The sequence below is a fragment of the Metasolibacillus sp. genome, assembly GCF_025291715.1.
Lineage (GTDB): Bacteria > Bacillota > Bacilli > Bacillales_A > Planococcaceae > Metasolibacillus > Metasolibacillus louembei.
This window is the reverse complement of sequence record NZ_JAMBIZ010000006.1, coordinates 41,416-65,553: the sequence shown is the minus strand read 5'-3', so window position 1 is coordinate 65,553 and position 24,138 is coordinate 41,416. Positions and strand designations below refer to the sequence as shown.

The following is a 24,138-nucleotide window of genomic DNA, read 5'->3' as shown; positions in this document are numbered from 1 at the left end:
TATGAAGCTAGGAGAAAAAATTCGCTCCAAACGGATAGAGCTACAACTAACACAGCAGCAATTAGCTGACAAAGTTTTTGTTACAAGACAAACAATTTCTAAATGGGAGTTGGATAAAAGCATTCCAGATCCCCTCACCTTAACATTATTGGAAAATGCTTTGAATTCAAAGCTACATGCTGTTGACGTCTCACAAACGAAAGGAGTACAAAATATGAGGTTGCTACAAAATATTTTAGGTGTATTGCTTTTTGGTATTTTGTTTTTACCATTTAGAATGGGTGGTGTATTTATCAAAAAGGGATGGTCAAATCCACTTGTTAGATTTATTGTCATTCCAATATTGATAGTAGGCTACCTTCTCTACATTAATTCTCTTAACATGAAAGCATTTTATTTAATTGTTGGATTCTCCATCGCACTTTATTTAACAACAAGTATTTATTTTTACTCTAACAATGCATATAAGGAAAGCTAATTAAAAGCTGGTTGGGAAACTGAAAATCCCAATCAGCTTTTTAAATTTACAATACGTCAACAAAAGTTTAATATGCACTTACTACTAATATGCTACCTTTTAGACATAATAATCGCTTTTTCTACATCCATTATATTGACTTTATCATTTCATTACACGATACTAATTATAAGTTTAGTAAATTAATCATACTTTTCTGTATTTTTGATACAAAATAGAAGCCTTTCTCTGCGAAGATATACTTAGGGCTTTATTTTGATAGAAGGAGGCCATCAATATGAAAAGCATTAAACATCGATTACTTTTTTTCATACTAGGACTACTACTACTTGCCTCAACACTTAATGCAGGCTTAGCAGTCTGGATTGTGAATACAAAGAGCCAGGAAGTTCTCATTGAAAAAGCACAAGAGCAAGTTTTAGAAATGGCGCAACAAGCTGAGATGATTTTAAATTCTGAAACAGATGCAATCTCTGCACTGCAAGCTTTTGTAGATGCAAAGGCGCAACAGGACAATGTTGCATATGCAATTATTATCGACAAAAATGTGCAAGCAGTTGCACATAGCGATGTAGAAAAATCAGGAAAAATATATGATGATGACTACACAATTGACGGAGCGACAAAAGGTGTTAAACAATTTTCTCGATTTTATGCAGACGTCCAAGGTATGTGGACATACGACATTATGGAGCCTATTTATCACAATGGCGAGCTTTACGGTGTAATCGACATTGGTGTTCCTGAAAGTGGTATTAAATCAATTATTGACTCTGTTTTAACTTTCCAAATAATTATTGGTATTGCAAGCTTTTTAATTATCGGTGGACTTATGTGGTGGAGCATTAGCCGCATCGTTCGAGCACTGAAAGGTCTTGAAGGCACTCTACAGCAAACAGCTAATTTAAATTTTAACGAAAACGATGAATTAGAGCATCTTTCAAAGTATAAAGACGAAATTGGACAAATGGCAAAAGGGATTTCAACAATGCGCTCTGCACTGCGTGATGTAACAACGAATATTCAAAGCACAAGCAATGAGCTAGTTGAATCTTCTACAACACTTTTACAAATCGCTGATGACACTGCGCAAACGACGGATGAAATTAGCTTAGCAATTAACGACATTGCTCATTCAACAGAAGAGCAAGCACATGATACAGAAAAAGGCGTTGAGCAATTAGACCATCTTTCCGGCAATATTGACCGCGTCATTGAGCATACCGAAAAAATTGCCGCAATGACAGCGCAAATTGATGATCTAAGCAACCAAGGTGTTGGGACGGTGCAACAGCTTTCAATGTGGTCAGAAAAGAACCGCAACTCATCACAGCAGGTTAGCGCAATCGTTCAAGAGGTGGATAAAACATCCTCAGATATTTCGAGTATCGTTAATACAATTACAGAAATCGCTTCACAAACAAATTTACTTGCACTGAACGCTTCTATCGAATCCGCTCGAGTTGGAGAGGCTGGTAAAGGCTTCGCCGTTGTTGCTGACGAAATTCGAAAGCTCTCTGAGCAAACATCTAATGCAACAGAGGATATTAAAAATAAAATTACAGCGATTCAAGCAATTTCAAAAAGCGCTGTGACAGAAATAGAATCGAGCATTGAAATTGTTGAGCAAAATGCACAAGCAGCGACAAATACTAGCGATATTTTCAATACGATTAAAGAAGCGTTAGATCAAACAATTGAAGTTGCTCGTGAGGTTCAGCAGCTTTCAGCAGAAATGAATCAAAGCAAGGAGCAAATTATTAGTGCTATTCATAATATATCTGCTTCTGCAGTTGAAACCTCTGCTGGTGCCGAGCAAGTTTCTGCCTCTGCTCAGGAGCAATTAAAGAGCATCGGCATCGTATCAGAAAAAGCTCGTGATTTAAATATAATTGCTGAGCAACTAAGAAAAGAAGTAGATAAATTTGCATTGTAAAGCAAGAGCTTGAATAAAGATATTGTAATCAAAATAAAGCCCGAACAATTTTGCAAAACACTTCATACAGTGTTTTGCGATTGTTCGGGTTTTATCATTTTAACCTGTTCATACTTCAAATTATAATTTTCCTATAATCGGCAAGAATAGGTATGGTTTTTTTATACTATTTTACATCAACAACCCATTTTATGTTTGACATAAAAGGTTTTATATGGAAAAATAAAATTGTGAGAATTTTGGCCATTATTCATCACTGCACTACAAGCTTTATACAGCTTATAAAATTATCAATGTATGGAGGGAAATGATGAAAAAACTTAAAATGTTAGTTTTAATTACAGCCTTCACATTAAGCATACCAGCAACTTTTTCAAGCGTTCAAGCCTCTAATAATTTAGAGCCAGTAATAACGCCGGCAGCAGATACAATTTTCGTCTCAAGAACAGTAACAACATACACAACAGCTATGTGGGTAACTGAAAATAGAAACGGCAAAACATATTCAGGCTATATTTATTACAACGGCAAAATAGATATATATGGACGATATATTCTTGAGGGCCATATCTCGGCAGGCCCTTATGCAGATCCCTATGTTGTTGAATTAGATTAATTTACAAATTATGTAATTTCAATATCCTCTTTAAGTATCATATTATTGTGAAGCTCACAATATAGCTTAAAGAGGATATTTTGTAAATAACAACGATAAATTATTGAAAATCTAGAGGTGGATACATGAAAAATGTGGTTCGTTTTATAATAAAGGAAATCGCTAAAAGCAAATATACTTTATTACTACCACTCGCAATCATTTTACTGATTGTATCTCTATCTATCATTAATCACCATCAATCAGGAGCGACTCAGCAAGAGCTAGAGGAAACTTTTAAAAATCGAAAAGCTACAGTGGATTTCTTAATTGGCAGAGCACTTAGTAAAGAAAGAGCTGTCGGACTAACAGAAGAGCAGCGTCAATCGCTAGATAGCCTCCTAGTGCAAGAACAGTACTTACAGGAGATTTCAAACAAACTAAAAGTAAATGATTTAGAAATTGCTTCAACACATTTAGCATATATCAATGAATATGAGAAATATATGCAACTTGTTTCTATTCCTTATAATAGTAAAAGTTTATTGGAAATTGAACAACGTAAGATTGAACAGTTAATTGAACATGACTTATCCTATACAGAGCAAGCAACACCATACAATACTGCACTGTTTACAAAACAGCTATTCCAGCTATTATTTAGCCCTGCGACAGCTTTACTATTTTTGCTCATTTTTTGCTATAAATATTTATTGGATAGAGAAAATCGGCTATTTGACTTTTTTAAAGTGAATTCTTTGTCTCCTATAGCAACATATTATGGTTATTTAATTTCTTTTTTACTCAGCATCCTTATGTACATAGTACTAGCAAGCCTATTATCATTATTGCCACCACTTATCACTGGGCATCTAAATACCGTTCATTATCCAATTGAAGTAGCAGTTGGGTCTACTATCATCATGGTGCCTGTATGGAAGTGGTTCGTTTTTCTTCCGATTAGCTGGGGTATTTTCGTTGCGTTATTATTAATTTTAGCAATTGGTTTACTAAAACAACGTATTTCTTTAGGCATGACTTTAGCATTAATAACTATACCGTTTATGGTTGGCTATATCATTTCACTACATTATGGCTTTTATATGGCTAACCCTATACATTTGTTTATCTCATATGAAACACATTTATTAGCTACAGATCGCTCTATTATTTATTTAGTATGGATGTTCATCTTACTGATTTTATGCTTTATTATTTCTTATCCAATCATCAAATCACAATGGATTACATTTAGAGCAGCTGATTTTCATATTAGCAAAAAACAATATCACCCTCAAAACAAATGGAAGATTTTACAATTTGAGCATTTGAAAAAGAAACGTAAAGGGCATGTCCTACTAACACTTGTCCTGCTATTTGGTATTATGGGCGGTACTGTTGCTGTAGTGAATCAGCAATTCCAAGCAATACCTATAAAAGCATTGAAAGCAATTGAAGATTTCCAAAGCTTTATAATCGAAATTCGCACAAATTGGAAAGCTTCAGAAGAGGATTTTGAACTGGAACAGGAAATGCAACTACAATCAGGCGAAGAAATAGATGACCCTGAGGAAAATCCTTATACTGCTATGGTAGAAAGTTTGAATGATAGCTATTCTATGCTAGAAAACTTAAAAAGCGAAATTGGTTCACCTAACTTTTATGAAAAGTTCCGAGAAGCATTGAGGTCATTAGATCCTCCAACATATAAAGAAATAGACGGCACCCTATGGACTGTATCTATAATGGCATCTGAAGAACAGCAAAATATTTTAGATGAAAAAAAAATAACTGCATGGCCACTTGGACATCAATGGATTTCAAATTTTGATAAATATAGCGACACATTTGATGATAAACGTTCTACAGCCTTACAGCTCACGCAAGACAGAAACACGAAATATGGAAATAATAGTTTGTTTGCCGTTTACAAATATTTAAATTGGAATATCATGCTATTCGTATTAGCCATTTTCGTGCTACTGTTATGGACATCAATGTCTGATGAGCGACAGTCAAATCCATCCATCGACTTTTTGACTACAAAGCCAATTCGTATGACATCTATTTATATAACGAAATGGGCATATAATCTTCTCATTGCTTATAGTCTACTGCTGATTAGTAGTGTATTTGTATTCTTTATTAGTACAATCATTGGAGGTTTAGGTGAATCTGATTATCCAATTTTAGTTTATGCAGCAGCTAAGCTCCATGATGGTTATTTCTATTCAGTCATTGATGATGCTTATTTTTACTTTGAAAATTTATCTACACTGATTTTAAAAAGCAGCTTGTTGATTTTTACTCAAATATTCTTTTTAAACAGCTTGTTTAGCTTAATTGGTAAATGGATGAAAAATCATTACACTACAATTATTATGACAATCATTGTAGTAGCTGTAGGTTATTTTATTGCGGATCACTATATTGCAATGAATGGCATGTATATCAATCCATTCATTTATTTTGATACATGGAATGTTGTAGACGGTTGGAAGTCTATAGCAGCAAATGATACAAAAGTGAATTTCTTAAATGGTAGTGCAATTTTATTTATTAGCGGAAGCTTACTGTTCTGCATCGGACTTTTAAGTAAAAGGAAGGTGTCATCATAATGGTACTACGAGTCAAACAGCTTACGAAAAAATATAAAAATAAAACAGTTCTAAAAGATATCTCTTTTTCTATTAATGCAGGAGAAATTATTGGCCTTGTAGGACCAAACGGAGCTGGAAAGTCTACTCTAATGCGCTCCATACTGGCATTAGAGGCTATTGAAAATGGCACAATTACTGTGAATGACATTGCTAACAATCAGCCCGACTTTTATAAATATATTTCTTTTTTACCAAGTGATAATTACTTATATATGTCCTTAACTGGCTATGATCACTTATCCTTTGTCGCTAATATTTATAACTTAGAAAAGACCGAAATCGAAGAGACGATTGATTTAATTGGTATTCGTTCCTATGTCAATCAGCCGATTAAATCCTATTCTTATGGAATGAGACAGCATTTACTCATTGCTTTAAGTATATTAACAAAGCCGATTATTATTTTAATGGATGAGCCCTTTAATGGATTAGATCCAACGAGCATCATCGAGCTGAAGCAGCTAATTCGCACTCTTCATTCACAAGGAATTAGCATTTTTATCTCAACACATAACTTAGATATTTTGGAGGATTTGACGCAGACAATTTGGTTTATTAAAGATGGTGAGCTATTCACAAATAGCCCTGTCGACACGATGAGCACATCCTATGAAATTGCATTTTTTTATCAGGGTAATATAGAGGAACTAATGAAAGATAGTTACCTTCCGTTTAAAATGAATGACAGCCTTTTAATGACAAATTCTGCACATAGTATAGAAAAATATCTTGAATGGCTAATAAAAAACGGAGTACAAATTCAATCCGTCAACCGCAGTAAGCGAAACTTAGAGGATGCATACAGACATTTTTACGATGTGTAAAATAAAAGGAGGGAATCTCCCTCCTTCTCCTCAAATATAATTACTGATATCCATATAAAAGCGGTATAAGAAATAACATGCGAAGCCAAATAATAATAGTCCTGCTACACTCGAGGTCCATTGAATCATTTTACGATTCATCACTCTACGCGTGACCGAAACAATCGATAGTAGCCCAATATCATGCACTAATATCCCTGTCAGAATCCCCAGAGCCGCTAGTAAAAAACTACTCGATTGCGCTGTATAGGAATCTGCTAATACGACTCCAAAAACAGACACCCAAAATACTAAATTACCAGGCGATAACGCAACAAGAAAACCGTTGCGATAAGTTGTCCATAGCGACTTATTGACCTTTTCTCCAGCCAACGTAATATCCTGATTCGCATTTTTAATTGAGTCATAGGCAAGTAAAAATAAAAACACTGCACCAATAATCCATAAAGGCATTTGCACGTAAGGCAATGCCAACACCTGTGCAAACCCTAAATAAAGCGCAACGATTAATAGTAAATCAATCGTCATGCCACCTAAGCCAACTGCCCAACCATGAAAAAAGCCATTTTTTAAGCCCTGCTTCGTCATTTCAACCGTGATTGCACCAACAGGCATTGCAATTGCTAGTCCAACAAGTAAAAACTTCAAATACTGCTCCAAATGCTCAACTTCCTTACTCAAGTATATTACACTACGTTTCATCCGTTTCTATTAATTATACACACGTACAAATATTTATACAATTAGCTATATAAAGCCTTACGATTTAATTTTCCTAGCTCGTTGTATGGTAGTTTGTCAACAAAGTAAATTTTTTTAGGACATTCATAATTCGCTAGGTTTTCTTTACAAAAGTTAATAATATTTTGTTCATCTATGTCTACTGCAATGACATATGCCACAACACGTTCTCCAAATTGCGGATCTGCCTCCCCTATAATTGCTGCATCTATAATTTTCGGATGCCTGCGCATAATTTGCTCAACCTGCTGTGGAAAAACATTTTCTCCACCTGAAATAATCATGTCATGCAAGCGCCCTTTCATAAACAGCAAGCCATCTACTTCCTCTACTAAATCGCCTGTCCGTCTGCCATTGACAATTAATTCGCCTTGCTGATAGCTTAATTTTAACCCCTCAATCGGCTTGCCTATTGTAGCGTGCTGCAACGCTCTCTCCTTTGGTGTCGCTATACTAATTAAGCCAGCTTCCGATGTGCCATATAAATTATATAAAATCTCATCAAAGCCTTTACTATTGTGCAACGGTGCGCTTCCACTCGCTACACAGCGCAATGTTGCAGTCGGTCGAAAACGGGCTAATAGTGTTGGCACAACTGTCAGTGCTTCAATTGGATATATCTCAAGCAATGCTGCATCAAAGCGCTTGCTTACTACAATGGTGTGTCCTGCTGCCATCGTTGCGGTTAAAAAAGCCAGCCCATAGCCATGAAAAAATGGCGTTGCGACATACACATAACGATATGTATGAAAATGCATGCGCTCCAGCAATGCACGAAATGGTGCTAACACATTTTGCACCGTGCTATGCACACCTTTAGGCTCACCAGTCGTACCGCTTGTTTGAACAATAATTTTGCCCTGCCTTCGTGGAAAATAGCATGCTGCCGCCCTTGTTGGTAAATCCTTCAACATCTCTTCCGTAAATAAAAAATCAAAATGCCCCTTCACAGAGCGGCCCGTATGTAACAATATAGCAGTTGCGCCAATTCGCTCTACTGCGAAAAGTGCACGTAATAAATTAACACTATTAGCACATTGAAAGCCTACACGCTGCCCTGCTCGAAGCCCCTTCTCATACAAAGCATAGCTCATATAAATAACTTCATCATAAAACTGTCCGTATGTTGTCACTACATGATTTTCAATAAAAAGCGGTGTATGTGGCTGCTTTTTTGCATAAAAAGAGAGCAATGCATTTATTGATACCCCCTCTTTAACAACTGCTATTAATAGCTGTCTTAAAGGCATACGCAAATAAGCTTTAATTTTTAAGGTCTCACGTAACGTAGAAATAGTAGCCACCAAGGTTGATCCTCCCTCTTTTTCGTATATAGTAAACGAGCAATACGCTTTGCTGCAGCTTCACTAGACATCGCTGGCATACGCTCATATTGTTTTGTTGGTGCAATCATTGGTGTCCGAACGAGTGGCAAATAAATAGTGGAAACAGTGTGCTTCACTTCTGGTGCAACAGCGCGTAGCCATGTATCAAATGCCGCCTTTGATGCTTGATAAGCAGACCATTTTGCCATTGGACGAAACTTTGTATTAATCGTTGAAACATTAACAATTTGTCCTTGTGCTGCATCTAGCAATGGAATAAAATGGAGCATTAGCTCAACAGGAGCAAAATAGTTAATAGCCATTGTGCGCCTAAAATCATGCGGACGCTCTAATGCATCATAAATCGAACGGTGAATTGATATACCTGCATTATTAATAAAAATATCTAATTGCTGGATTTCACGACAGAGCTGCTGGCGATTTTGCTCTTCACGCAAATCCATTACATACATTTGTGCACCTGTCTGCATAGCCACATCACGTAAACGCTCTTCATTGCGACCGACAACTATTAGCTTCGCTCCATAACGAGCTAATAACAGGGCGGTATCTCGCCCAATGCCTGAGCTCGCTCCTGTAATTAATATCGTTTTCCCTTGTACTGCCTGCTGAAGTCGCTGCTCCTGTAAACGCATAAGCAATCCCCCCTTCTTCAACTTTAACATAATTTCTATTTAATGTATGATAGCGCAAATTTACTGTTGACTATATTGTTACTATATACTTTACGATAGCTAGCGAATATAACTTAAGGGGGAAGTAATACATGACTTCTATTTTTGTAAAAAGTGAATTTGCACCATTACAAAGAGTAGTGCTAGCACAATCGGAGTTTGCCTTTCCAGCAGTTAGTAATCGCATAGACGAGGAATTTTTAACAGAGGAAAGCATTGCATTATATAAAACTGTAGATGTCGAAGGAAAAAACTATAAAGAGGTTTTCCCTGACAGACAAAAGGCATGGGAGGAGGAACGAGCAAATTTAAAAAAGATTTTAGAGAAGCATGGTGTAGAGGTACTTTTACCACGTATGCTAACAGATTATGAAAAGGAAATAGGCTATGAGGATGGCTACAGCAATTTCTTTATTCGTGACCCTTTCTTCACAGTCGGCAATATGCTCATTGAAGGCTCATTGCGTTTCCCACATCGTCGAAATGAGGTGCTACCTGCACGCCATATCTTAGTAGAAGAGGCTAATCAAAACAGCTGTCTGTACATCGCAATTCCAAAGCCTGATATTTCATTAGGCAGTGATTCCGAGCAAGGGCCATTTTTAGAGGGTGGTGACGTATTAGTATTAGATCAAACGATTTATGTTGGTAATTCTGGTCTTGCTTCAAATAGTAACGGTGTCCAATGGTTAAGTAATTTAACGAGCAATTTTGGTTATCAAGTCATTGAAGTGCCTTTGCACCATACGATTTTGCATCTCGATTGTGCATTAAGCATTGTACGTGAGGGCTTAATAATCATTTGCGAGGAAGCCTTTTTAAACGGTATTCCAGAGCAGTTTAAAAATTGGGATCAAATTCATGTGACACTTGAGCAAGCATCTCGCCTTGCGACAAATGGTTTACCAATTAATGACCATGTCTATATAACTGACTATGAATTTGATTTTATTGGCGCTGAGCTTGAAAAGCGTGGCATAACGGTGGAATACATCGATTTTCAAATTTCAAGAAGCTTCGGTGGCTCGTTCCGTTGCAGCACACAGCCACTTTTGCGTAATGAAATATAAACTATTTTTTTGATAGTATTTACTATTTGAAAAGCTAAAATCAAAACGGATGGAATAAAATGCATTTGCCCCATCCGTTTTTTCTTAATTTCACTTATTTAATTGGGGGATATTTCATCCCTTCATCAATTCCTCTATTACCATCAAAAACAAGCAAAACTATACGTTTAGAGCTAGTCTGATAAAAATAATTATACCGATAGTTAGGCGGCTCGTCTTTATACGTCACATCAAAATAATAACCACCAATTTTATAATCTTTTTTTATCTCTTTAGTAGCAATATTCTCTTTGTTTACCCCTTGTACATTTAAATATTCATCAAATGCTTTCTCAGCTTCTTCCATGCTACCAGGAATATTGTAAATATAAATACAAACAATGATTACAGCAATAGTTAGCGATAAAATGCTAAAAAACCATATTTTCCGCATAATATCCCTCCTCGTATATATACAGATTGTAATGATATTTGCCCAACGTTTGACTAATACCAGAAGTAATCTCTGAGTAATAAAGATTATTAATTTTCGGTAAAATAACAGCTATATTGGATGTCTCCATTCGCTTCAATGCTTTTGCTACTACATTTGGTACATAGCCAAGCTCCTTAATCGCTAGCTGGATTCTTTGCTCGGTTTCTTTCTTCACAACCATGCTTGAGCTTAAATATTTAGACACTGTACAAATGCTAACATTTGCATGCTTCGCAATATCCTTTAATGTAACCATCAACAACACCTCCTTACTAGCAAGATGTTAAACGTTTAAGTTAATCGTTTAACTATCTTGTTGAAAAATATAGCATGACACAAAAACAATTACAAGAACACTCCTAAATTTACTTTTTATTACTTTTATAGAATAACTTTAAGGAGCATCTTGTCATGACAAGATGCTCCTCATTTATTCATCGCTTCGCACTCACTAATCCTTGCTCAATGCCCGTAACTGCCGCACCTAAACGTGTATCTACACCAAGCTTGCGCAAAATGGAGGAAATGTGATTCTCCACTGTTCGTTTACTCATTGCAAGCTCTCTGCTAATCATCTCATTTGTTTGATCCCACGCAACAAGCTGTAGCACCTCTCGTTCCTTAAGTGTTAACAAGCTTTCTTCAAAATATGGAAAATGTGTTGAGCCTTCATAAACTGTTTTTACAATAGCGATTAGCTCCTCATTCGACTGCTCCTTTTTCACAAATCCCCGCGCTCCAGCATTTTGTGCTGCATGAATGTATGCATCGTCATCATAGCCTGATAATATAATAATTTTCATATCGGGTAGCTGCTGCAAAATTTCCTTTGTTAATGAAAGCCCGTTATGTGATTTTAAACGAATATCCATTAAAATAATGTCAGGCTTTAAACGTTGTACGTCCTCTAAAAGTGAAGAAGGGTCCGCAATCGCTGCGACAACTTGAATATTTGGATCTGTTTCTACAACCGTTTTCAAGCTTTCTAATAAAAGCACATGGTCATCCACTAATAATACCTTCATCTAGCTCACTTCCTTTAATGGTAATTCAATGATAATTTTTGTACCTTCTCCAAGCTGTGAAGTAATCATAAAAGTTCCTTGTAACTGTTCGACTTTCTTTTGAATGGTCACTAATCCAAAATGTTGCTCCACATAAAGCATCATATTTTTCGGTACTTCAAAGCCACAGCCATTATCCTCAACTGCTATGTGCAATTTGCCATTCTGCTCACAAATAGTTATCATTACATCTTCAGCCTTTGCATGCTTAATACTATTTGTTAATAGCTCCTTCAATATGCGAAACACTTGCATTGCCAGCAATAAAGAGATTTGCTCGTCCTTGATTTGATAATCAATATGAACATTAATATCGTGCTGCCCTTCCGTTTTCGCTTGTAAAGACTGCAAGCTTAATGCAAGACCGATTTCTTCTACCATAATCGGATACAAGTCATTACACATCGCACGTACAACACTAATCATTTGCTGCAATGTTTTTTCCGTGTAATCATAGCGCTCTGCTCTTACATTACGTAGGGAAAATAATAAGTCTTGTAAAACCTCATCGTGCAGAAAAATCGATAGATGTCTACGCTCATCTTCTAAAGCCTGCAATAGCTGATACTGGTAGCCTGTTTGTTGTACATCATATGTAGCTTTATCAATTTTTCGTATCATTTGTGCATGTAAAAATAATTCCTTTGCCTCCATATGTATTTTATTTAATAAAATGAGCTCCTCCTGCTCCCATTTTGTGAAATTCAGCTTTTGCCCAACGACAATCATACCTACAATATTTACACCATCAGTTAAAGGTAATGTGTAATAAGGCGCTTGCTTTAACATATCATGTCTACTTTGCTGCTGCTTTAATAAATCACGAATATTTTGCTGTACTACCTGTGAATGCTGAAATAAACCTGAATCATGAAGAACTGTTAAAGAAGGCTGTGACCAAATAACAGCAGCTCCTTCTATTTCAAACATTTTATGAATAAGCTGTACAATACGCTCTGCATAAATCGTTAAAAAAGCACCTGTATCTAACTGCTTTAAAATATACTGCTTTTCTTGTTGAATGACACGTAGCTTTCTTTCGATATAGCGTCTTTCTATATATTTCATTGCCTGATAGAGTAAAATAAATACGCCGCCACCAATTAAAAACCCTACAATATAAACAGAAGGAAGCGAAAAAGCCTTCATAATAATAAATAAAGTTAATACAAATGCTGTTAACATAGGTATTGCTTGCTTTAATACGAGCTTAAAATCGACTACTTCCTGTTTCGTAAGTAAATAGGCTAAAGCAAGTGGGAAAATCGCCATCGGTATAACAAAAAAGGCAAAGGGCATCGCAGGCTCACTAAGCATAGCTGATTGAACTAAATTAAATAAAATAGGTCCAAAAGATAGCAGTAGGCTAACGAATAAAACGAGCAACTGATTTTGAAGCCACTTTAATTGCGAAAACCATTGTTTTCCAATGTAATAACCACATATAATGACAGCCATTAACACATTAATAATTAACCCAAAGCGCACAACGTATAAATTCCAAGAAAGCTCCTCTGGAAATGTGTCTACTACTATAATAAATGCCGCCACAAATAACGCGATATATTGATGTCCTCGCAAAAACTTCGTTGAATTAGGTACTGGAAAATATTCGATTAATCGAACTAAAAAATATGGTACAAGCCCTAAAGTAACAGCTTCGACTTTTGTCAGTATGAATACCCCATAGCCAGATGGCTTGGCACAGCTAACTGCTAACCCCGCTACGCACATTAAGTAGAAAAATCGTTGAATCACTACCGCCTGAGGCTTTTTCATATAGGCATAAAAACCTGTAATTAAAAACAAAAATCCTACAATATCTGTCGCATGATTATATAAGAATAAAGCTACGTTATTAATAATTGGTAAGCTGTGAAATTGTATAGCCCATTCATTAAATGCGACACCTTTCACTAAAGCAAAGAGCCATAAGCTAAATATCATTGCTAATAAAATAATACGTTGATATAACATGAATAACCTCTAATCTAACATCTGTATTAGTTAGTAAAATATAGATTAAATGAATAATTGTCAATAGGTATATTACACAATCCATGGCGCTTCGGCTGACATTTTGACATCTCTTGAATTCAAATTAATATGCGTGATATACCTATATATTTTCATAAATTGCTTTGCTATGCTGTAAATATATGATATTGAAGTATGGAAACCAACCTCTAGATAGGTGTCGGAAAAGCTGGCTAATACCCGCTTTTCTCGGCACCTGTCCTCGTTTTACGGAGTATAAAATTTTACCATAAATGTATTTAATAAGACTAAGAAAGGAGCTTTTGCTATGTATGAAACGAGAATGGTAGAGATTCAATTCGAAGAACAGTATATGATCAATCAAAGCCAGGCAGCATTCCAAATAAATGAAATTTTGTATGTTGAAAAGAAAAAATATGTTTTATCTGTGCATAACACAAGTGCCTATCAATTAAAAACTCATATAAAGCTATTGACTAACCATAAAACGAAAAACATTGAAAATATATTTATTCCTGCAAATGCTCAAATTATTTTACCGTTAGATTTAACGGAAATAAATGAAATAGATAGCATGCGCGTAATGCTTACGGGAGAAGTTCTACAAGAGGAGGAAGCCCGCTATCCCATTAAAGTGGTGGAATTTCCTAAACAGCTTCCTCAAAATATTCATTAACTATTTCTTCAAATAAACTTCAAGCTGCCAAAAGTAGATACTACTTAGACAGCTTGGATTTTTTTATACTGAATGTCTTTTTAAAAAAGTACATTGCTATTTCTTTCTCATATAAGGCTTATGCTCCTCACTCGCTTTAAAATTATAAACAGGCTTAATCGCTTTTATAATATCGACCGTCTCACCAATTACCGATGTAATTTCCTTCATCGGCTTATAAGCCATTGGTGCTTCATCAAGCGTATCCTCTGTAACGGATGTCGTCCAAATACCTTGCATCGTTTCTTTGAAGGCATCCATCGTCAGCTCTTTTTTTGCCATGCGGCGTGAATAAACTCGACCTGCTCCATGCGGTGCTGAATAATTCCATTCTGCATTGCCTTTCCCAATACAAATTAAGGAGCCATCACGCATATTCATCGGAATGACAAGCTTCTCTCCTTCATTCGCACGTACAGCCCCTTTGCGTAATGTCATCGTATCTGTATCAATATAGTTATGAATTGTATCGAAGGTATCTGTATATGTCCATTCCATATGCTGTGCAATCGTTTCAGCAATCGTCCAACGATTAATAACCGCATAGCGCTGCGCAATTTTCATGTCATGAATATAATCATCAAAATACTGCCCTTCTAAATAAGCTAAGTCCTTTGGAATAACAGGGTTTTGTGCCTTGTACGCTTCAATTGTACTTTGAATCTCCTGTTCACGCCCATCCACTTTTAACCTTTCAATAATCGCTGTTACATCTTGATGACGTAACATCTCAAAAGCTCTTTTTTGATGCCAATTTGCTACCTTTGCACCGACATAACGAGAGCCTGTATGAATTAATAAATAATATTTCCCTTCCTCATCTTTGGCAAGCTCGTGAGGTGGGCTACCGACGCCTTGCTATGTTACCATAGTAGGTTTTCAATAGCCTCCTCCCAAACCGTACGTACACATCTCTGCGTATACGGCTTTCCATTTACAAATATCTATCCATGAGGGTGTGCAATGTTGTTATGACAATCGTGGCACAGCACTAAGGTCTTTCTATTTCGAGCAATCATCATTTTTTCCCATAGTTCTTTTCCTTTTAGGTCTTTTAATCTATGAACATGATGAATCTCAAATGGTACATCCTCTTTCCCACACCATTCACATTTTCTAGCGCTAATTCTTCTCTCTAACTCAGTAGTGGATAAACTAAACATATGCGTATTTGGAATAACATTAGGGTCATCTTTCCTAATTGTCTTATCTCTGACGAAACCTTTGTTATAAAAATAACAAAAAGATTCACCTTTTTTAGTTTTGTATTTAATCCCCCAATGTTTTCCCTTTCTTAGTTTATTAATCATTTTGCGAACACTCGATTGGTGTTTTCCAGCCAAGGTTTTTAAACAACTATATTCCATCACATATCTTAACTGCCACATTTTATGAGTGACATTTTCAGCTAGTCGATAGTAATTATACATACCTCGAATTTCAGCATTGTAAATATTAACGATTTCAAGGTCGCTAAGTCTTAGATACTGATTTCTATGAATCGGTTTCCAGACTTTTGCGTTAATATCCTCGACCAGATTATTTTCAGATATGAAATTTCTTAGTGTCTCCTTTGGCATCATCAGACGAATGTTTCTTCTTGCATTTCTTATTGCTACACCTTTAGAGTTCTTATAGGTTTTATCATTATTACCTATGCAAATGTTGTAACTTAGAAATTTAGCATTTTTGCTACTGTGAGTAATTAGCGTTTTTTCATCGGAAAGTTCTAACTTTAGATGGGTATCAAGAAAATCTTTAATTGTCTGCTTAATCTTCTGACAATCTTCCTTACTTCCATTAATGCCAATGATAAAGTCATCAGCATATCTAACGTATTTAATACGTTTGAATTCAGTTGAATCAATAATATATCTAGTATTAGACATTTGTTGTTTAATCAACTTATATTCTTGAAGTAGTTTTTGTTTGTCAGCTTCAATATCGCAGAGATTAATTTTCTTTTTTAATTCTCCTGCTTTAAATTCAAGATTTCTATAGACCGGATTTCGTTTCTGGTCTTTCTTTCTGTCACCTTTATCAAAGTCCTTCTTTAATTCTTCCACAACATACTTATCAAGTTCATTTAGATAAATATTTGCTAGAATTGGACTTATAATGCCGCCTTGAGGTGTTCCATTATAAGTCTTGTTAAATTTGAAATCTTCAACGTAACCTGCTCGAAGAAATTTCCACATTAATCTGATGAATTTTTCATCTTTAATAGTTTTACGTAAAAGGTTAATCAGTATATTGTGGTCGATATTATCAAAGAACCCTTTAATATCTCCCTCAATAAACCAATTTACCCCTGTATAAAGCCTCGAAATCTCCATAAGAGCAGTATGGCAACTTTTATTAGGTCGAAACCCATGAGAGTGTTCAGAAAAATTTGGTTCGTATATTGCCTCTAAAATCATTCTGCAAATTTCTTGGACAATCCTATCCATAAACGATGGTATTCCTAAAGGTCGTTTCTTATCGTTTTTCTTAGGAATGTATACCCTTTTTGCAGGTTTCGGTTGATAACTCTCGTCTTTTAGAGAATCAATAATCTTATTGATTTGTAATTCATTGAATCCATCAGCAGTTTCACCATCTATCCCACTCGTAGAACTTCCATTATTTTTGTAAATGTTAGAGTAAGCCTTGATATACATTTGTGGGTTATATAGGATTCTATATAACCTATCGAAATAGAAATTTCCTTTTTTCGCCTGTTTTGATAGATTGATTAAAACTATTTCAGAATTTCGCAAGAGCCTTTCGCTCCTTTCCATATAGTATTAATCCTTGTAAACTGTTCCCCTTCGCCATGTAATAGGCTTTCCCTATCTCAGACTACTACGAGAACTCCGTTACCATGCAGGATTTTCAGAGCCTATGCTCATAGCCATTTGGCGTTCCTGTTTAGGTAATCACCAGTTAGTACAATAAGTATAGGTGGATTGTTGTCGGATATCTCTTTCGTGTTTTCATTACATCCGTAACTGTGCAAATCTTATATTGAAAACCATCAAAATCAATTCACCGATTTAATTTTGACACCTTTAAGAAATTTGTAGATTTTCTTAAAGTAAGATTTGTTCTAGGTTACAGTTGGCTTTCCTAGAAGTGAACCATAGCACCACTCACACTCGAAATTCAAGCAAATCCAGCCTTTATCCTCATACAATCCTTTATGTCTCGGCGTTACGAGTCGCAATTTCGCCAACTAATTGACTTACGCCTTTTCAACCATGCTACACTCCCTGTTCACTTTCGATTCCAGATAAGGTTGCTGACATTACCCCTGTTTTCTAAGGGCAGCGTTACCCAATTACGCAATACTTATTGACCATCTTGGTCGCAAGATAAAATGATTGCCACCACCTAATGTGCCAAGCGATAAATTCGTATAATCATCTCTCATCCCTGCGGCAATAAAGTTTTGACATGCAAATTCCTCAAACTGACGTGTAGGAGATAGCTCTGTATGCAAATCCTGTCCGCTTGGTACATACGCCCGAATCGTTGCATCTAGCTTAGCATAATCAATAACAGCGGCATCCACCTCCGCTACGAAAACACCACAGCCTACATCAACACCGACAAGATTCGGTACGACACGCTCCCTCAGCTGAATCGTTGTGCCAATCACACAGCCTTTACCAGCATGATAATCTGGCATAATACGAATTTTTGTCCCTTCCATAAAAGCTTGGTCTGTTAGCTCACGAATTTGCTCAATAGCAGCAGGCTGCGCTGTATTCGTATAGATTTTTGCCTTTGTAAAGCGACCATTTACTTCAATCACCGTTCTCACTCCCTATGGTATATTTTGTTCTATATTACAATTATTTTAGAAATTTTGCGAAAAAACAAGGCTGTTGGATAAGTATTAACCTCTCCAACAGCCTATTACTGCATCAATATTTAAATTTCTCCATATAACTGCGCAGTTCATCCGCCATCTCTTGCAGTTTATTAGCAGCTGCTGCCATTTCATGCATCGATGCCAATGTTTGCTCTGTCGATGCAGCTACCTCCTCTGATGCTGCAGCATTGGATTTTGCATGGTCTGATAGCTCTAATGCAGTAGCTGATACTTCCTCTACTACTGCTGAAATTTCCTCAGAAGCAGCCGAAATGCCTTCGATTTTAGGAGCAATCTCTTGCAAACTTTCTACAATGCTTGCAAACTTGTCACTCGCCTGTGCGGTTAACTGTAAACCATGCTCCACATCTGACGTTGCCCTACTCATTGATTGTACAGATTGTGCTGTATCTTGCTGAATAGCAGCAATTAGCTCAGAAATTTGATTTGTTGATTGCAATGATTGCTCAGCTAGCTTACGCACTTCATCCGCAACAACTGCAAAGCCTTTGCCGTGCTCACCTGCTCTTGCTGCTTCAATAGCTGCATTTAATGCAAGTAAATTCGTTTGATCTGAAATAGCTGTAATGATTTCTAAAATTGAGCCAATTTCCTTTGTACGTGCATAAAGCGAATTAATCGTTTCATCTGATTGCACGACAGATGTATGAATAGACTTCATTTGCTGTACTGTTTGTTGTACAGATTGACCACCTTCATCTGCCAATTGCATCGCATGTCCTGATAAATCAGACACTTGCATTGTACTATCTGTTACTTCTACAATTCCCTTTGCTACTTCCTCAATTGAAATGGCATTTTGCTCAATACCTGTCGTTTGTCTTTCGGTACTGCTTGCTACTTCCTGCATCGCATCTGTTACTTGCTCAGAAGCTGCTATATTTTCCGCTGTATTAGTAGCTAAGTTTTGTGCAGAGCTTTGTACTTGTTGGACACTTTGCTCTAGCTGCTGCAACAATTCCTTTAAGCTAAGCTTCATCGACACGAAGGCTTCTGCCAGTTGCCCAATTTCATCCTTTGTATGAATATCAATATGTGTTGTTAAATCACCCTCGCTAATTTTCAAGGCATTTTCTTGTAGCTCTTTAATTGGTGAAACAATAGAACGAATCATCAACAGTACAAAACCGCCACCCACAATAACAGCAATCGCCACAATGACGATAATCGCTGTTAATGTTTTCGATGCAGCTTTCGTTGCCTCTGCCGTAAACATCGTACCAAGGATTTTCCAACCCGTCAGTTCATTTGTATCAAATAAAACATGGCGATTGTTATTGATAATAGTATCCTTATCTTTCGCATAAACCTCTTCAATATAATTCTCTGTCGCTTCTGAACCGCTTTCTTTATCCTGCTGTGCAATGTATAGTCCTTGATTATCCAATAATGCCATATAGCCAGTTTGTCCAATTTTAATATTATCAGTGATTTCACTTAAAACAGATATGTTTACATCCAGTGCGACTACCCCAGAATTATCAGCTAAAGGCTTCATAACAGAGACCACAATATTATTTGTTGACATCGACACATATGGTGAGGAAATAGATACTACCCCTTTATTCTCCATCGCTTGTTGATACCATGGACGTTTACGAGGGTCATAATCACTCGCATAGTCACTCACAGGCTCATCAATCATTTGTCCATCAGCTACACCAATATAAAGCAACTCAACTTCAGGGTGCAAACTAACATACTCTTTAAATGATTCCTTCAGCTCATCACGCTGCTCTAACTGTAAGGAAGCTGCATTCAACTTGTTCGCGAAATATTCAATATCATGTATTTTAGGTGCAATCATACTCGTAATATTTGTATTTAGCTCACGAACACTTTCCATTGCACTCGCTTGCTGCTCATTCAAAATTTGCTGCTTGGCACTTTGATAAGATACATAACCAATCACAATTGATGGAATTAAAAGAATTAATAAAAATGAAAAAATAAGTTTTTTTCTAAGACTAACCCGCTTCATAGCATAGTCCCCCTATTTATTTTTATATGCTATTCTGATTCTTTTGCAATATGTATAACTACTTAAGTCCTAAAACCATGAAAAAGGACCCGAAAATAGTACTTGAATATACCCTATTATAGTTTCACAAAAATTTATTAGCAATATAAAGTTTTGGAATTTTCTAAATTTTATTGTATAAAAAAGCTGTGAAGAAAGCGTATGTTACTTTCTACACAGCTAAAATCTTATATTTTCCCTACTGTTTCTTTTACTAATTGGATGAACTTCTCTTTCACTTGGGCTGCTACTTCGATTACTTCATCATGCCCTAGAGGCTGATCTAAAATACCACAAGCCATATTTGTTAAGCATGAAATACCTAATACTTTCATATTACCATGTACTGCAACTATCGCCTCAGGCACTGTAGACATGCCGACAGCATCAGCACCTAATGTACGAATCATGCGAATTTCTGCTGGTGTTTCATAAGCAGGACCGCTCCACCAAGCATAAACGCCTTGCTGTAATGTTAAGCCTTGCGCTGCCGCTACTTCCTGTGCAATACTGCGTAACTCACGGTTGTACACTTGCGATACATCTGGGAAGCGCGTCCCTAGCTCATCGTTATTTGGTCCAATTAATGGATTTGTGCCAACTAAATTAATATGGTCTGTAATTAACATTAAATCACCAGGCTTGAAGCTTGTATTTACAGCACCACAAGCATTCGTAATTAATAAGCTTTCGACCCCTAATGCTTTCATTACACGTACAGGGAATGTCACCTCATCTAATGTGAAGCCTTCATAATAGTGGAAGCGTCCCTTCATGGCAACGACTGTTTTCCCTTTTAGTTGTCCAATGACTAGCTCATTAGCATGCCCAATCGCACTCGATTTAGCGAAATGTGGAATTTCATTATATGGAATCGTTACTGCATTTTCAATTTCATCTGCAAGCGGACCTAAACCAGAACCTAAAATCATACCGATTGTTGGCTGCTCTGTAATTCGCTCCATAATAAATTGTTTAGCTGCTAAAATATCTTCTGTTTTATGCAAAAGAATCCCTCCTCTTTCATTTTAGTTTAATGCGTTACTGTCAGATTGTAAAATACGGTTGTCACTAAGGATAGACACCAAACCTCAATTTTAGTATTATAGTAAATTTTTGAAACTTTTCATCTGTTTTTTCGGTATAATAGGTAATGAAATACATATTTTATTTTGGAGGTATATGATGGATAACAAAACGTTAAATCCTTTTCTTGCTGTGTGGCTACACCCAAAGCAAGCAGCTCGCTATTTGATTGACCACAAAACACTTGGTTTCGCTATGATGATTATTACAATTTGTACGATTATCAGTTTACCTGTGAACTTTTTAGACACTGGAGAAATCTTGACTTGGCCATTCCTTATTGGAGTAGTTCTTTTATCTCCCTTTTTAGCAATATTAGGGTTGTTTATTACAGCATTCTTTCCATGGGCAATCGGAAAACTTTTTAAAGGTACATCTACGTATACAGATATGTATAAAGTGATGAGCTTAGCATCAATTCCAGCTGCAGCGATGGGACCAATTTATTTAATTTGGTTCGTCGTATCACCTGACACTCTTTTAAATACAGAGTTAGCCTTCTCAGGAACAGGTATTGCTATTTTTTTAGTTGTTATGCTACTCTCATTTGCACTCGGTATTTGGTCATTTGTTGTGTCTGTTGCTGTTGTAGCAGAAGCGCACCAATTCTCTAATTGGAAAGCATTTTTCACGCTAATTATTCCAGCTGTTATTATTTTAATTTTTATACTGTCACTTGGAGCTTTAATTGCCTTCTTGTTCTTCAGTAATATGTAAAAAATTGAAGAAACAAATAATATTCTTGATGTTCCCCTACAATTCGATATATTGGCTAAAAAAGGTTGTATGGAAGGAGGCAAGCACCTACTTTCCATACAACCTTTATGCGATTTATTATGATAAATGGAATTGACGCCCGTCTGTTACTGCCTCAACATAGCCTTGACGGATAACAAAATCACCGAAATGCTCCTGCTCCTCACGCTCTTTTGCGTAATGCTCAAGTATTGGGCGCAATGTTGATAAAATTTCTTCCTCGCCAATATTTTCACGGTAAATTTTATTCAAGCGTTGTCCTTTAAAGTCTCCACCTAAGTATAGATTGTATTTACCTGGCCCTTTGCCAATAAAGCCAATCTCCCCCATCGCTGCTCTTGAACAGCCATTTGGACAGCCTGACATTCTTATGCCGATTTCCGTTTCGAGTAGCCCAAACTCCTCAAGTATGCTATCAATTTTCGTAATTAATGATGGCAAATAACGCTCTGCTTCAGCCATTGCTAAGCCGCATGTTGGCAGTGATACGCAAGCAATTGAATTGCGACGTAATGCAGAATAATGTGCACCATCTGTAATTTTATATTTTTTCAACAGCGCATCAATTGTACGCTTTTTCTGTGGTGTCACATCTGCAATTAGCAAGTTTTGGTTTGGCGTTAGACGGAATAAGCCTGTATGCACCTTTGCAATTTCACGAAGTCCCGTCATTAGCTGATAGTCCTCAAAATCACGCACACGACCATTTTGAATAAAGAGCGTGAAATGCCATTTGCCATCTTCACCTTTAATCCAGCCAAACTCATCACCTGTACGTTTAAAGGAATATGGACGAGCCTCTTCAAGCTGCCAGCCTAAACGTTGGTGAAGCTCCTCTTTAAACCAATCAAGACCACGTGCATCAATCGTATATTTAAAACGCGCATTTTTACGTACAGAACGGTTGCCATAATCACGCTGAATCGTTAAAATTTTCTCTGCCGTCTCAAGTAAACGTTCCTTTGGAATATAGCCGACTAAACGACCAAGCTGCGGATAAGTAGCCGTATCGCCATGTGTCATCCCCATACCGCCACCAACAGCAACGTTAAAGCCAATAAGCTGATTGTTCTCTTCAATTGCAATCAAACCGATATCCTGTGAAAAAACATCAATATCGTTACTTGGTGGAATAGCGATGCCGATTTTAAATTTACGTGGCAAATACAAGGCACCATACATTGGCTCAACCTCTTTTTCCTGCCCATCGTAAACCTTTTCTCCATCCAACCATAGCTCATGATAAGCCTGCGTTTTTGGCAGTAAATGCTCGCTCAGCTTTGCAGACCATGTATACACTTCTTCATGCAGCTTCGACTGATTCGGATTGACATTACACATAACGTTACGATTGACATCTCCACACGCTGCGATACAGTCTAACAGTGCCTCATGAATTTCCTGCATATACTTTTTCATATTCCATTTTAAAATTCCATGTACTTGGAATGCTTGACGTGTCGTTAGCTTAAGCGAGCCATTGCCATACTTTCTACCCATCTCATCCATTACAAGCCATTGTGCTGGTGTCGCTGCCCCACCTGGTGTACGCACACGTGCCATAAATTGATAAGCTGGTTCAAGCTTTTGCTTTTGGCGTTCATTGCGCAAATCACGATCATCCTGCAAATAGCTGCCATGAAACTTCATTAAGCGATTATCATCATCAGGAATGCCTGAGCTTAATGGGTTGTTCATCGTTTCTTCAAGCGTACCACGCAAGTAATTGCTTTCACTTTTTATTCGTTCCACATCACTTGGCTTACCAGGCTGTGGTGGTAATACAACTTTCTCCGTCATTCTATTCGCCTCATTTCATTTTC

The 24,138-nt window shown here is 36.7% G+C and carries 20 protein-coding genes and 1 pseudogene; 8 read left to right on the top strand and 13 right to left on the bottom strand.

Annotation, left to right across the window (positions count from 1 at the left end; all coding sequences use genetic code 11):
- The first annotated feature begins 1 nt into the window (after position 1).
- The 5 genes from M3Z76_RS06205 to M3Z76_RS06185 all read left to right on the top strand — a co-directional run bounded on the left by M3Z76_RS06205 (position 2) and on the right by M3Z76_RS06185 (position 6,493).
- Positions 2-478 (top strand): helix-turn-helix domain-containing protein, encoded by a 477-nt coding sequence (locus tag M3Z76_RS06205; protein WP_293921767.1) that lies wholly within the window; start codon positions 2-4, stop codon positions 476-478.
- Positions 479-755: 277 nt separating this feature from the next.
- Entirely contained in the window at positions 756-2,414 is a 1,659-nt protein-coding gene (locus M3Z76_RS06200; RefSeq protein WP_293921769.1) for a methyl-accepting chemotaxis protein, read from the top strand.
- A gap of 307 nt (positions 2,415-2,721) precedes the next feature.
- Positions 2,722-3,030 carry a hypothetical protein gene (locus M3Z76_RS06195; RefSeq protein WP_293921771.1) on the top strand — a complete coding sequence of 103 codons (309 nt, stop codon included), beginning with the start codon at positions 2,722-2,724 and terminating at the stop codon, positions 3,028-3,030.
- Between the two features lie 125 nt (positions 3,031-3,155).
- The gene (locus M3Z76_RS06190; RefSeq protein WP_293921773.1) at positions 3,156-5,627 is read left to right on the top strand and encodes a hypothetical protein; all 2,472 of its coding nucleotides are present in this window, start codon (positions 3,156-3,158) and stop codon (positions 5,625-5,627) included.
- Complete coding sequence (locus M3Z76_RS06185) at positions 5,627-6,493, top strand: ABC transporter ATP-binding protein (protein WP_293921775.1); 867 nt, start codon at positions 5,627-5,629, stop codon at positions 6,491-6,493. Before M3Z76_RS06190 ends, M3Z76_RS06185 begins: the two co-directional genes overlap by 1 nt.
- A 30-nt stretch (positions 6,494-6,523) precedes the next feature.
- Here M3Z76_RS06185 and M3Z76_RS06180 read toward each other — a convergent pair whose 3' ends face one another.
- From M3Z76_RS06180 to M3Z76_RS06170, 3 genes are all read right to left on the bottom strand, one after another.
- Entirely contained in the window at positions 6,524-7,108 is a 585-nt protein-coding gene (locus M3Z76_RS06180) for a LysE family transporter (protein ID WP_483310145.1), read from the bottom strand.
- A 128-nt stretch (positions 7,109-7,236) separates the two neighbouring features.
- Positions 7,237-8,538, bottom strand: a complete 1,302-nt coding sequence (locus M3Z76_RS06175; RefSeq protein WP_293921779.1) for a class I adenylate-forming enzyme family protein — start codon at positions 8,536-8,538, stop codon at positions 7,237-7,239.
- A complete protein-coding gene (locus M3Z76_RS06170; protein ID WP_293921781.1) occupies positions 8,505-9,215 on the bottom strand; it encodes an SDR family NAD(P)-dependent oxidoreductase in 711 nt (236 codons plus the stop codon). Before M3Z76_RS06170 ends, M3Z76_RS06175 begins: the two co-directional genes overlap by 34 nt.
- Positions 9,216-9,346: 131 nt before the next feature.
- Here M3Z76_RS06170 and M3Z76_RS06165 point away from each other — a divergent pair, with 131 nt between their 5' ends.
- Positions 9,347-10,324, top strand: a complete 978-nt coding sequence (locus M3Z76_RS06165) for a dimethylarginine dimethylaminohydrolase family protein (protein ID WP_293921783.1) — start codon at positions 9,347-9,349, stop codon at positions 10,322-10,324.
- A gap of 94 nt (positions 10,325-10,418) precedes the next feature.
- Here the strand turns inward: M3Z76_RS06165 and M3Z76_RS06160 are convergent, their stop codons facing one another.
- The 4 genes from M3Z76_RS06160 to M3Z76_RS06145 form a co-directional block, all read right to left on the bottom strand.
- The gene (locus M3Z76_RS06160) at positions 10,419-10,757 is read right to left on the bottom strand and encodes a DUF3139 domain-containing protein (protein ID WP_293921785.1); all 339 of its coding nucleotides are present in this window, start codon (positions 10,755-10,757) and stop codon (positions 10,419-10,421) included.
- Positions 10,735-11,055, bottom strand: coding sequence for a LacI family DNA-binding transcriptional regulator (locus M3Z76_RS06155; RefSeq protein ID WP_293921788.1), 321 nt, complete (start codon positions 11,053-11,055; stop codon positions 10,735-10,737). The genes M3Z76_RS06160 and M3Z76_RS06155 overlap by 23 nt, the downstream gene beginning before the upstream one ends.
- A 178-nt stretch (positions 11,056-11,233) precedes the next feature.
- The gene (locus M3Z76_RS06150) at positions 11,234-11,824 is read right to left on the bottom strand and encodes a response regulator (RefSeq protein ID WP_293921789.1); all 591 of its coding nucleotides are present in this window, start codon (positions 11,822-11,824) and stop codon (positions 11,234-11,236) included.
- Positions 11,825-13,840 (bottom strand): sensor histidine kinase, encoded by a 2,016-nt coding sequence (locus M3Z76_RS06145; RefSeq protein WP_293921791.1) that lies wholly within the window; start codon positions 13,838-13,840, stop codon positions 11,825-11,827.
- Between the two features lie 328 nt (positions 13,841-14,168).
- On the opposite strand from M3Z76_RS06145, the gene M3Z76_RS06140 reads away from it, so the two are divergent.
- Positions 14,169-14,537: a hypothetical protein gene (locus tag M3Z76_RS06140; protein WP_293921793.1), complete on the top strand. Its 369-nt coding sequence runs from the start codon at positions 14,169-14,171 to the stop codon at positions 14,535-14,537.
- A gap of 96 nt (positions 14,538-14,633) precedes the next feature.
- On the opposite strand, the pseudogene M3Z76_RS06135 reads toward M3Z76_RS06140, so the two are convergent.
- The 5 genes and pseudogenes from M3Z76_RS06135 to M3Z76_RS06115 form a co-directional block, all read right to left on the bottom strand.
- A pseudogene (locus tag M3Z76_RS06135) lies at positions 14,634-15,383 on the bottom strand (RtcB family protein); the annotation flags it as partial.
- A gap of 137 nt (positions 15,384-15,520) precedes the next feature.
- Entirely contained in the window at positions 15,521-17,335 is a 1,815-nt protein-coding gene (gene ltrA, locus M3Z76_RS06130; RefSeq protein ID WP_293921795.1) for a group II intron reverse transcriptase/maturase, read from the bottom strand.
- Positions 17,336-17,895: 560 nt separating this feature from the next.
- Positions 17,896-18,372, bottom strand: a complete 477-nt coding sequence (locus tag M3Z76_RS06125) for an RtcB family protein (RefSeq protein ID WP_293921797.1) — start codon at positions 18,370-18,372, stop codon at positions 17,896-17,898.
- A gap of 112 nt (positions 18,373-18,484) precedes the next feature.
- A complete protein-coding gene (locus M3Z76_RS06120; protein ID WP_293921799.1) occupies positions 18,485-20,434 on the bottom strand; it encodes a HAMP domain-containing methyl-accepting chemotaxis protein in 1,950 nt (649 codons plus the stop codon).
- Between the two features lie 227 nt (positions 20,435-20,661).
- Positions 20,662-21,480: a purine-nucleoside phosphorylase gene (locus M3Z76_RS06115; protein ID WP_293921802.1), complete on the bottom strand. Its 819-nt coding sequence runs from the start codon at positions 21,478-21,480 to the stop codon at positions 20,662-20,664.
- A gap of 175 nt (positions 21,481-21,655) precedes the next feature.
- Between M3Z76_RS06115 and M3Z76_RS06110 the strand changes: the two genes are divergently transcribed.
- On the top strand, positions 21,656-22,276 hold the full coding sequence (locus tag M3Z76_RS06110; protein ID WP_293921805.1) for a YIP1 family protein: 621 nt from the start codon (positions 21,656-21,658) through the stop codon (positions 22,274-22,276).
- Between the two features lie 117 nt (positions 22,277-22,393).
- Here M3Z76_RS06110 and cysI read toward each other — a convergent pair whose 3' ends face one another.
- Complete coding sequence (cysI, locus tag M3Z76_RS06105; RefSeq protein WP_293921807.1) at positions 22,394-24,115, bottom strand: assimilatory sulfite reductase (NADPH) hemoprotein subunit; 1,722 nt, start codon at positions 24,113-24,115, stop codon at positions 22,394-22,396.
- Positions 24,116-24,138: the final 23 nt, after the last annotated feature.